The sequence below is a fragment of the Aliivibrio friggae genome (assembly GCF_057368515.1).
Window position 1 is genome coordinate 1,286,413 of sequence record NZ_CM170648.1, and the last position, 11,536, is coordinate 1,297,948.

9 protein-coding genes and 1 pseudogene are annotated in these 11,536 nt (G+C 38.0%); 8 read left to right on the forward strand and 2 right to left on the reverse strand.

What is annotated here, in order from left to right; all coding sequences use genetic code 11:
• Positions 1-134: 134 nt before the first annotated feature.
• Both AC2INI_RS06015 and mepK read left to right on the forward strand, forming a co-directional pair.
• On the forward strand, positions 135-1,676 hold the full coding sequence (locus tag AC2INI_RS06015; RefSeq protein WP_486305591.1) for a L,D-transpeptidase family protein: 1,542 nt from the start codon (positions 135-137) through the stop codon (positions 1,674-1,676).
• A gap of 175 nt (positions 1,677-1,851) precedes the next feature.
• Positions 1,852-2,404: pseudogene (gene mepK, locus AC2INI_RS06020) on the forward strand (peptidoglycan L,D-endopeptidase MepK).
• Between the two features lie 115 nt (positions 2,405-2,519).
• Here the strand turns inward: mepK and asnS are convergent.
• Positions 2,520-3,920, reverse strand: a complete 1,401-nt coding sequence (asnS, locus tag AC2INI_RS06025) for an asparagine--tRNA ligase (protein WP_122035043.1) — start codon at positions 3,918-3,920, stop codon at positions 2,520-2,522.
• A 268-nt stretch (positions 3,921-4,188) separates the two neighbouring features.
• On the opposite strand from asnS, the gene queD reads away from it, so the two are divergent.
• From queD to AC2INI_RS06055, 6 genes are all read left to right on the forward strand, one after another.
• Positions 4,189-4,551, forward strand: a complete 363-nt coding sequence (queD, locus tag AC2INI_RS06030; protein WP_105054575.1) for a 6-carboxytetrahydropterin synthase QueD — start codon at positions 4,189-4,191, stop codon at positions 4,549-4,551.
• A gap of 225 nt (positions 4,552-4,776) precedes the next feature.
• Positions 4,777-5,925, forward strand: a complete 1,149-nt coding sequence (locus AC2INI_RS06035; RefSeq protein WP_122035041.1) for an efflux RND transporter periplasmic adaptor subunit — start codon at positions 4,777-4,779, stop codon at positions 5,923-5,925.
• Complete coding sequence (locus AC2INI_RS06040) at positions 5,918-7,201, forward strand: TolC family protein (RefSeq protein ID WP_486305592.1); 1,284 nt, start codon at positions 5,918-5,920, stop codon at positions 7,199-7,201. The genes AC2INI_RS06035 and AC2INI_RS06040 overlap by 8 nt, the downstream gene beginning before the upstream one ends.
• The gene (locus AC2INI_RS06045) at positions 7,198-8,415 is read left to right on the forward strand and encodes an ABC transporter permease (RefSeq protein WP_122035036.1); all 1,218 of its coding nucleotides are present in this window, start codon (positions 7,198-7,200) and stop codon (positions 8,413-8,415) included. Before AC2INI_RS06040 ends, AC2INI_RS06045 begins: the two co-directional genes overlap by 4 nt.
• A 2-nt stretch (positions 8,416-8,417) precedes the next feature.
• Positions 8,418-9,701 carry an ABC transporter permease gene (locus AC2INI_RS06050; RefSeq protein WP_486305593.1) on the forward strand — a complete coding sequence of 428 codons (1,284 nt, stop codon included), beginning with the start codon at positions 8,418-8,420 and terminating at the stop codon, positions 9,699-9,701.
• A 40-nt stretch (positions 9,702-9,741) separates the two neighbouring features.
• On the forward strand, positions 9,742-10,413 hold the full coding sequence (locus AC2INI_RS06055) for an ABC transporter ATP-binding protein (RefSeq protein ID WP_122036117.1): 672 nt from the start codon (positions 9,742-9,744) through the stop codon (positions 10,411-10,413).
• A gap of 73 nt (positions 10,414-10,486) precedes the next feature.
• Here the strand turns inward: AC2INI_RS06055 and AC2INI_RS06060 are convergent, their stop codons facing one another.
• On the reverse strand, positions 10,487-11,503 hold the full coding sequence (locus tag AC2INI_RS06060) for an endonuclease/exonuclease/phosphatase family protein (protein WP_486305594.1): 1,017 nt from the start codon (positions 11,501-11,503) through the stop codon (positions 10,487-10,489).
• Between the last annotated feature and the right edge of the window lie 33 nt (positions 11,504-11,536).

An 11,536-nucleotide genomic window follows, 5' to 3' on the forward strand; every position in this document is an offset into this window, starting at 1 on the left:
TGATGTATTTAAAAAAGGTCGAATTATTCGGCCTTTTTTTATATTACCTTAAAGTGAATGTCGTCTATCAACTTGATATTTAAAGCATGAATACTAGTATCAAAGTAGTAGCGTGTTATTAGGCAGGGCTTTTTATGGTTAGATTAATTATTTTATTTTCCGTTTTTCTTATGCTTATGCCACTTAACGCTCAGGCTTCAACTCGTGCCAGTAGCTATATTAATCAGTATGAAATACAGTTATTTTATCCAGAATTGGTTTCTCATTTTTATCAAGATGAACAACGTAAATGGTACTCACCAAGCGCACGGAAAAACTTAGAAAATCAATTGGCGTTATTGGTTCTTGCTGATCTTAATAATGATCTTGAGCAACGCTATTATCGTTTACAAAGAACGACTGACTTGGAATACGATATTTTAGCAACAGACACGCTAATTTATCTTCTTACTTATCAATCTCAAATATCTAAAAAAGGAACTAGTTGGTTTTTTGGAGGAAGGCTTGATGAGCATTTAGGTGAACCCTACCCACAGGTTATCTCTTCAATAAACAGTGCTTTTACTGGTGGTCGATTGGATTACCTTACCCAAACTTTAGTGCCTAATTCAGAAAAGTACGAAATATTTTATCAACGCTTGCTGAGTTATTACGATCCTTACGGTGAGCCAATTGAGAAACTAACCTCTTTTAAACTTATAAGGCCTAACCAAGTTATCTCTTATGCTTCTCTTGTTAATCGTCTTCATGTTGCCGGTGAGCTGACAAAAGAAGAAAGTAGAGAAATTCTGCTGCATGATAACGGCCTTTATAATGCAGAGCTTGTTGACGTTGTGATACGTTTTCAAAAACGCCACGGTTTATTACCTGATGGGATCATTGGTCCTAAAACTAAATATTGGTTGAACATGTCGGCAAAAGAGCGTGTTCGTATCATGGCACTAAATATTCAGCGATTACGATTGTGGGAAAATAAGAAAGCGCGTTTTGTGCTTGTGAATATACCATCCTACGAAATGCAGTATTGGCAAGAAGATGAACTGTTGTTCCATAGTAAAGTGATTGTAGGGAAACCAGAAAGAAAAACGCCATTGTTTTCGACATATCTTGATTCCATCGTTTTCAATCCTAATTGGAAAGTACCAACGAAAATCATGAGAGAAGATATTTTACCAAAAGCGTTTAATGATAAGGGCTTTTTACTATCACAAAACTTTGAAATTGTACCCACTTGGTTAAGCGATGATGTTATTCCTATTGAAGATATCGATTGGGAGCAGGAGAGTGTCGAAACTTTTCCTTATAAATTAAGACAAAAATCAGGCAATAGTAATGCGCTTGGGCGCTATAAGTTTAACACCCCAAATAGGAATGCCATTTATTTGCACGATACCCCTTCACGGTCGTTGTTTAAAAAACAGAGTCGAGCTTATAGTTCTGGGTGCATTCGAGTAGAAAGGGCTTCTGAATTTGCACAACTGCTAATGAAAGAGTCTCATTTTTCTAAAAAAGAGTACCGTAACTATCATCAGTTACCTGAAACTAAAGAGGCTTTTTTATCTCAAATGATCTCGGTATATACGATTTATCAGACAGCGTGGATTGATGAAAAAAACCAAGTTCAGTTTAGAGATGATATCTATGAGTATGATAAATGGAGTAAGTCTAAAAATTGACCAATAATTGACATTTTAGTATTACGTCTAAAAGTAGATATAGTTCAATAAGTAAGCGGATTCCTGTATTTTTAGTTAAAAAATAACGCTGTTCATTATTTGACCATTAATAGGTAAGTGTGTATCTTCTCGCTCAGTTATTGATTGATCTATTTATAAGTGAGCTGTTTACTGCATGTCTGAATTTAGTCCATTACGCCGTAAAATCCTTCTTGGTGGCGCTGCTACTGTTGGTTTAAGTCTATTTCCTACTTTATCTTTCGCATCACAATTTGAAGAGTCACCACGTAAACTTGCATTAAATAATTTGCATACAGGTGAAGAGCTACAGACTGAATATTTCAATGGACGAGGTTATCAGAGCGCAGAGTTAGCAAAACTAAATCATTTATGCCGTGATTTCAGACGTAATGAAAGTATAGCGATGGATACGGGTTTGTTTGACCAACTTTCAGCGATTCAAAAAGTGATTGGATGTGATACTCAGGTACAAATAATATCTGGCTATCGTTCACCGGCAACCAATGAGATGCTGCGTGGTAAATCACATGGCGGAGTCGCTAAGAAAAGCATGCACATGTTAGGAAAAGCAATGGATTTCCGTCTAGAAGGTGTGCCGTTGGATGAAGTAAGAAAAGCGGCGTTATCATTAAAAGCGGGCGGAGTAGGGTATTATCCAGGGCAGTAACTTTGTTCATATCGACACTGGTAGGGTACGTTTCTGGTAATAATACCTAAAAATAAACAGTTAAAAAAATGGCGACCGCATTGGTCGCCATTTTTGTATTCATACTTTCTACTTAATCTATTCTTACAGAGCTAATGCCCTATAAGAAAAGCCAATTAGAAGTTAGCTGAACGTGGAGTACGTGGGAACGGGATAACGTCACGAACGTTGCCCATACCTGTTACGTAAGATACTAAGCGCTCAAAGCCAAGGCCGAAACCAGCATGAGGAACAGTACCGTAACGGCGTAAATCACGGTACCAGCCCATGTGCTCAGGGTCGATACCCATAGCAATCATACGCTCATCAAGGATGTCTAAACGCTCTTCACGTTGTGCACCACCAATGATCTCACCAATACCAGGTGCAAGAACATCCATTGCTGCTACTGTTTTACCATCGTCATTTAAGCGCATGTAGAAAGCTTTGATGTCTTTCGGGTAGTTCTTAACGATAACAGGTGCTTTGAAGTGCTCTTCAGCAAGGTAACGCTCATGCTCAGAAGACATGTCGATGCCCCACTCAACGTCGAATTCAAATTTCTTACCAGAATCGATAAGGATTTGGATTGCGTCAGTGTAGTCAACTTGTGCGAAATCTGCGTCTACAAATTGCTCAAGACGAGTGATCGCCTCTTTATCAATGCGAGAAGCAAAGAATTCAAGATCATCACGACGCTCTTCAAGAACTGCTGCAAAAACGTATTTAAGCATGTCTTCAGCTAGTTTTGCTACGTCATTTAGATCAGCAAAAGCAACTTCAGGTTCAACCATCCAGAATTCAGCTAGGTGGCGGCTAGTGTTTGAGTTTTCAGCACGGAAAGTAGGTCCGAATGTGTATACTTTGCTTAATGCACAAGCATAAGCTTCCGCATTTAGTTGACCAGATACAGTAAGGAACGTCTCTTTACCAAAGAAGTCTTTATCGTAATCAACATTGCCTTTGTCATCTAAAGGAAGGTTGTTATGATCAAGCGTTGACACGCGGAACATTTCACCTGCGCCTTCAGCATCAGATGCTGTAATAAGCGGAGCTGAAGTCCAGAAGAACCCTTGCTCGTGGTAGAAACGGTGAATCGCTTGAGACAAACAGTTACGAACACGTGATACCGCGCCGATTACGTTAGTACGTGGACGAAGGTGTGCTACTTCACGTAAATACTCAATAGAGTGACGAGTTTTCGCCATTGGGTAAGTGTCTGCATCTTCAACCCAACCCACTACTTTTACTGCTGTTGCAGCAAGCTCGAAATCTTGACCTTTAGCAGGAGAAGCAACGATAGTACCTGTTACTTCAACAGAACAACCCGTTGTTAGTTTTAGAACTTCTTCATTGTAATTATTTAAGTCATTAGGAACTACGGCCTGAATCGGATCGAAACAAGAACCGTCATAAATAGCTAGAAATGAGATTCCAGCTTTTGAGTCGCGACGTGAACGGATCCAACCGCGAACAGTTACTTCACTGTCTACCGCTAGTTTGCCGCTTAGTACGTCTGTTACAGGCGCGTAAGTCATGTTAATTACATTCTCCATTGTTGTGCTACATGCACGAATATTTTTTATTTCAAGATAGACATATTACCTTTCTTATTAATAGCTTCAAGTGTTGTTATGCGATAAAGATAAAAATTCAGGATAAGAATCAATTTTCGTTATAAATTCGCCGAAAAAATCGCCAACATTACAAGGTAATAGGGAACTTACAGGTTGTGAGTCTTGTTGTTTGGTAGGGAAGTAGAGTACTATCCCTGCTTCATAATATAGGTAATAGAGATTTTAACTAATGACAACTGAACTATATAAAGACTTCATGTTTGAAGCAGCACACCATTTACCACATGTACCAGAAGGTCATAAATGTGGTCGTCTTCATGGTCACTCTTTTTTAGTTCGTTTGTATGTTGAAGGTGAAGTTGACCAACATACGGGTTGGGTAATTGATTTCTCTGAAATTAAAGCAGCATTTAAACCAACGTATGATCGTCTTGACCATTATTACTTAAACGACATTGAAGGGTTAGAAAACCCAACAAGTGAAGTATTAGCTAAGTGGATTTGGAACGAAGTAAAACCAACACTTCCATTGCTAAGCAAAATTGAAATTAAAGAGACATGTACAGCAGGTTGTACTTACCGCGGTGAGTAATTAATGTATATTTGTTAATTGATGAAAGGCGTCTATATAGTTAGACGCCTTTTTTCTTTATTCTAATCAAACCTTCTACGCAATTATCTGACCACTGACTTATTCAAGTTGGTATAAATACAAATCCATACATTTAATTTATAAAAATTATACTATTATAGTTGGATTGAACATAACAAACCTCTGCTTGTCCTATGTTTATTAATATTATCATTCAGTTTTTATATGGAATTCATTATGAAAAAGCGTTGGCTCTTTATGGTTTTATTATCTACATCTATTGCCGGAGCAGGGTATTATTTTTCGACACAATCAGCAGTGAAAAATGAGGCATTCCCGTTTGTAGTTGCCTCTCTTGGCTCTGTTGAGAAGAAAGCGGTAGCTGTAGGTCATGTTGTTCCTGCTCATTCCATTTCAATTAAGTCGCAAATAGATGGAATTGTCGGAGAAATATATCATCAAGTCGGTGAAGTCGTTACCGCTAATACCCCCTTAATTAAAGTTCGACCAAATCCAACGCCAGCTGCATTAATGCTAGCAAATACGGATTTAATGCAAAGTGAAGCAAGACTAGAATCAGTGCAAAAAAAGCTAGAGAATCTTAACCAATTAATTGAGCAAAATATAATCCCTAAAAATTATGGAGAATATATTCAAGCTAAATCTGATGTAAAATCTAGCAAGGCAGATGTACAGCAAAAAAGACAAAATCTTGATCTGATCCGTAGTGGAGAGTCTTCTGTTGGTAATTCTAAATTGAACTCAACAATTGTTGCGCCAATTAATGGAACTATATTGAATCTAAAAGTTGAAATTGGTGAACCAATTATATCTACAGTATCAAACCAAGTCGCAACGGTGATGATGTCGATTGCAGATATGAGCGATATTATTTTCAAAGGTAGTGTCAGTGAGCATGATGCTGCTCAACTAACCATTGGAACCCCAGTAACGATTATTTTAGCCCCGTATCCAGATATTGTCCTATTAGGAAAATTAAGTAAAGTTGCAGTGCAATCAGAAAAATTAAATTTGACCGCAACTAATAGCGTGAAAAGTTTTGATAATGGTTTTCAAGTTGAAGTCGATCAGATTCAGTTTCCAAAGAATTTAATTATTCGCTCAGGTTTTTCAGCAACAGCTCAAATTATTCTTCAGCAATCTACTAATGTAATCATTATTCCAGAGCGTTCGTTACAATTTAAACGAGGTGAACCAGAGGTTTTGGTTATTGATGATAGTGAAGATGGTTATTCACCTAAAGTTGTGACGCTCGGTTTATCTGATGGAGTCATGGTAGAAGTACTTTCTGGATTAGAAGAGGGTGACGAAATTGTTGATATAAGTATGATGATGGGTGAGCCAAATGCGTAATAAATTCTCAGAAAAAAATGCCATTCGGATTCTTTTTTTTGCTCTTATTGCTAATAGTCTAAGTACGATGAGTTATGCGTTAACTATTGAAGAGGCATGGCAAGCGACAAAGCAATATGATCCAAAATATTTACAGGCACAATTAGATGAAAAGATAAGTGAAACTGAAATACGCTTAAATAGAAGCGCTCTACTTCCGAGAGCAGGGATTACTGCAGGTTCTACTTGGAATGAAGGTAATGATAATAGCAATAATTACGAAATTAGCCTAAATCAAACCATTTGGGATAGCCGTAAATGGTCAGTACTTGATCAATCTCAAGCCTCATTATTGGCTTCTCAATTGAAAGTAAAACAGAGTCATAATGAGCTAGCTGAACGATTAATTAATGCATATCTTGATCTTGCCCAATCTCAAGGAGACCTCCGCTTAGCACAGCAAAAGTTTGATGAAGGTACAAAAATGTTACGTATCATTGAGCTACGTTACAAAGCTGGGAAAATTCAATCTGTTGAATTGGAGGATATGCGATCTAATCATCTTGACGAAGAAGCAGAGATATTAACGAGTCGATCACGAGTTGAAGATAAGAAAGCTAGTTTGATTGGGTTAATCAATATGGAACCTACTCAAGTTGATGAAATTAAGACTACTAACTTATCACCGCCGAAATTGATAGTGAACAGTAAACAAGAGTGGCTGAAATTAGCAAGTAATCATAGCCCTGAATTATTAGCGGCAAAACAAAGTATTCGAATTGCAGAGTTGGAGACAGAGCAGGCTAAAACAGGTTATTACCCTACGATTACAGGGTCTGTGGGCTATAACGACAGTACTCACTCAGATGATGAACTGAACGCAAATTTAAACTTGAGTTTACCTCTTGATTTAAATGGTTCAACAGCAGCCAGTGTTGATCGTGCTAAGTTAAACGTTCGTCGTGCTAAACAAGATGTTCGAGCGGTAGAGATCAGAATAAAAAGTACTATTTCTAACCAGTATACTCAGCTCTCGTTGAATTGGCAACGTGTTGAAATGGCAGAGAAACAAGTTGCGTCGAGAGAACGTGTGTTAAAAAGTAAACAAGCGATTTATAAAGCAGGTATGGCAGAAGCATCTGATGTTATTGATGCACATAATCGTTTGTTTAGCAGTAAAAATACTTTGCAATCATTGCTTTATCAATATTGGCAATATCGTATTTCTTTACTTAAGTCTGTTGGTAAATTAGATAATGAAACCATAGCCTTGATTTCACAGGCATTGCAATCATGATAGCTTTATTATCTCAAACGATACAGACCTTATTGGCTCATCGCTTGAGAAGTTTTCTGGCTATCCTCGCCATTGTATGGGGCATTATTTCAGTTTTGGTTTTAGTTGCTCTTGGTGAGGGGTTCTACCAGACAAATACAAAATCTTTTGCCCTATTAATGAATGATACTCAGATAGTATTTCCGGGGCAAACCACCAAGGAATGGAAAGGAAGGTCTGCAAGAAGGTTAATTTTGCCTTCTGAATTAGAAGCCCGTCAAATGCTTAATCACCCCGCGATTGAGAATCTATCAGTGATATATGGTAAATGGGATGCTAACGTTACGGATTATCAAGGTAGCTCTTTACCGGGTAATGTTACAGGTATCGATGATCAATTTACTGAATTGCGAAATGTCAAACTAAACAAGGGTTCACGACAAATTAATCGTAGTGATTTGATTAATCATAATCGTGTTGCCTTGGTTGGTTGGCAGTTAGCAGAGATAGGTTCTTTACATATAGGAAGTTCTTTAAATATTAATGGTATCCCTTTTAATGTTATTGGTATTACAAAGAAAAATGAAGGTGGGATTTCATTAAATGATGATGCGAGTCAAGCAATGATCCCAAGTACAACTTTTACTGATTTGTGGAAGAGTAAACCAAATATGTTGCTCATTTCCCCTGTTGAAGGTGCTTCTGGTTGGCTATTAAGAAAGAGTATATTGTCATTTTTTGCTAATCAGCAACATTTTGATCCTAATGATAAAGATGCGATGTATATGCCTGACTTTGGACAAGAATCGGCATTTTTTAAAAAACTATTAAGGGGCATTCAACTGTTCTTAGGAGCAAGTGGTGCCATGACTCTAGCTGTTGGATCGCTAGGTGTCGCAAATATAATGTTTTTGTCAGTAACTGAACGAACTAGAGAAATTGGAGTTCGACTTGCGATAGGTGCAACACCGAATAATATTTTAGGTCAATTCCTAATAGAAGGAGGGATCCTCGTTGCGTGCGGAACCGTTATTGGAATTACATTCTCCTATGGCATAGTCATGCTATTAATTATGATTGGTATGCCTGAATGGCTTGGCGACCCAATGATCACACTCGGTGCTATTAAAATATCATTAGGAGTAACGGCTGTATTTGCATTGTTAGCCGCGTATTTTCCTGCACGTCGAGCGTCGAACTTACTTCCTGTAATTGCCTTAAGTGCGAGGGCTTGATAATGCTATTGCCAATGAGACAAATATTTCAAGAAATGGCCGCCGAGAAAGTACGTTTGAGTTTAACTATCTTGGCAGTGGCATGGGCGACATTATGTATTGCAACCATGCTTGCTGCCGGTGAAGGTTTACGCCAAGGGTTGATCCGAAGTTCAGAGAGTGGCAATGGGAAATTAATCTACATTACCGGAGGTTATGCCACTATAAATTCAGGTAATTTCTACACAGGTAAAGAATTGCAGATTAAATCGGAAGACTTAGACGTAATAAAAGCCTTACCAAGTGTAAAGCATGCTCAACCAAGTGCTATTTGGGATGAACGTGCAAGTTATAAAGATCATCGGACTTGGCAAAACCCACTTGCCGTATCCCCTGGCTATCAAGCATTAACTGGCTTAAAAATAGTATCAGGAGGGCGATGGTTTAATCCTTTAGATATCAAAGAACAGCGTAAAGTGATTATATTAGGTGAAAGCGCCGCTATTTCTTTATTCAATGAGTCGGATGACTTTGATTGGATTAATACCCCGAAATTAGAGGTTAATCCGGTTGGTAAAAAAGTAAAAGTAGGCAGTGAAGAGTTTACCATCATTGGTTTAATTAAGCGCAGTAGTGCAAATATAGAGCAAGGTATACCCCTTAATGAATCTCTTTTTGTACCGTTTACTACTTGGAAGCGTTTTCATCAAAACAGTGCCATTTCTGCCATTAATATAGAGCCAATAGCGAGTGCAGATCGCATACAAGTTGCGAAAACAGTTAAACAAGTGATTGCTAGAAAGTACGGTGCAAGCATTGAAGATGATCAATTGGTTCAAGTTCAAGATATGTTATTAAGACAAAAAACCATGCGACAATTTTTAATTGGTTTACAAAGTTTTTTAGGCATTATTGGTTTAGTTACCTTGGGTGTCGCAGGGATTGGGATTGCAAATGTAATGTACGCTACAGTTAAACGAGCGACTAAAGATATTGGTGTCAGAATGGCAATTGGGGCAACACCAACAACCATACGTTTGCACTATTTAACGCAATCATTGTTTACTATGAGCATTGGAGGCTTGTTGGGCTTAGGCTTAGCTTATTTGTTGATTGTATTAATGCAAGCGCTCCCTTTAGCAGGAAATGGTTTGTATGATGAACTAGGTAAACCAACACCAGAACTCTCTTTACCTATTGTTGGTTTAGTTATATTTGCTTTAGGATTTGTCGGTATCTTAGCTGCTTGGTTCCCCGCAAATAGAGCTGCAGGAATAACTCCATTAGAGGCATTACAAAGTGAATAGTAATAACAATACAGCTATATCTGGATCTGAATATTTAGTAATGTTGCATGATATTAGCAAGCATTATAAGAGCGGAGAAGAAGAAGTTCGAGCTTTAGATTGCGTATCTCTCTCAATTAAAAAAGGGGAATTTCTTTCGATTTTAGGGCCATCAGGATCTGGAAAATCAACCTTGATGAATATGCTAGGTTGTTTAGATACACCGACAATGGGTGAGTATTATCTGGATAGTAAAGATGTATCAGCCTTGAGTAGTCACCAGTTAGCAGGAATACGAAATCAGAGTATTGGTTTTATATTTCAAAGCTTTAATTTATTAGAGTATGCGAGTGCACTTGAGAATGTAGCATTACCTTTGGTTTATCGTGGAGTTAAATCCGCAGAAAGGAAAAAGAAAGCCGCAGCTCTACTAGAGCGAGTTGGACTAGGTGATAGGATGAATCATAAACCGAATCAGCTATCTGGTGGACAAAAACAGCGTGTAGCGATTGCGAGAGCTTTAGTTAATGATCCTCAAATTATATTGGCTGATGAACCAACAGGGGCTTTGGATTCAAAGTCAGGGGCAGACATAGAAGCGCTCTTTAATGAACTGCATCAGGAAGGACGAACCTTAATTATTGTAACTCACGATAATGCCCTAGCTCAGAGAACAAAGCGCATTATCAATATTAAAGATGGAAAAATAATTGCAGATGAGCGTTTAGCTTAGTTTCACTGGTATATTCATATTGAATATCAGGCGTTTGATATTATCCAAATAGGTAAGATGTTAAACGCCTTTTTTATGCTTGTCGTATACGGGCAGTAATCGAAACTAGCGCATGATCGGTACTGAATTGGTCAATCTCGAATCTTGGATTCACAATGTGCTGATCTGTTACTGTGTAATCAACAACTTCTAAAATACTGCCCGAAAATGAGCTATCAAATTCGTTAGATAACAAGATGTAATCCAATACCGAGCCTTTTGCTCCGTAATAATGGGTACTTACTCGCTCTTCCAATAAATCTGCGCCTTTTAACCCACAGTAAATATCCCAACTGTCTTTAAGTTGAAATCGAGTTAAATAATCAGTACTAAATTTATCAAACCGTAACTCATGAGACAGTAGTCCTTTAAATTCATCATGAAACAAAGGTTTATTAAAATCGCCCATCATAATAACGGGTTGGTTTGATTCTTTACGTTGTTGAATTATATGATTATGTAAGATATTCGCTTCTAATCCACGCTGAACAGTCGAAAGCCAAGATCCTAGCTGTTCATCATGAAGTCGATGAAGGGGAGAGCTGTTTGCTTCATCCGTTTCGTTACTCTCTTCTGGCTCTTTAGGACGTTGAGACTTGAAGTGCACCACATAACAGTCAGTAATCCCAAGATGAGGCAGTTCAATAGAAGCATGGACAGGTACGCGATTAAATTCAAACTCAATCCCAAAGCGAGATAATTGAGCTTGTTCGGCAATCACTGGTTGAGCATTTAGAATTGGATAACGCGAAGCAAAGGCAACAACAGGAGAGTTGAAAACATAGCCATCTTCAGATTTTGGCTCATCGACAGTGGCAAAGTATGAATAACCAAGCTCGTTAACTAAAGCCTCTAAAGCGCTTGGACTAAAGACTTCTTGAAACCCAATCACATCAGAGTTTAATGCCGTGATCTTATCCTTAAACCAGCCCTGTTTCTTCAGCCATTCCTCTTGAGTTAGTATATTTTCAAAATCGTAATACGCATTAGGCGGCTCAACAAAGTTGAACATATTGATGGTGGTAAATGTTAGGCTTTCAGGAGATGGCAAATTAGATACTCATGTTGTTATTATCGATGGACT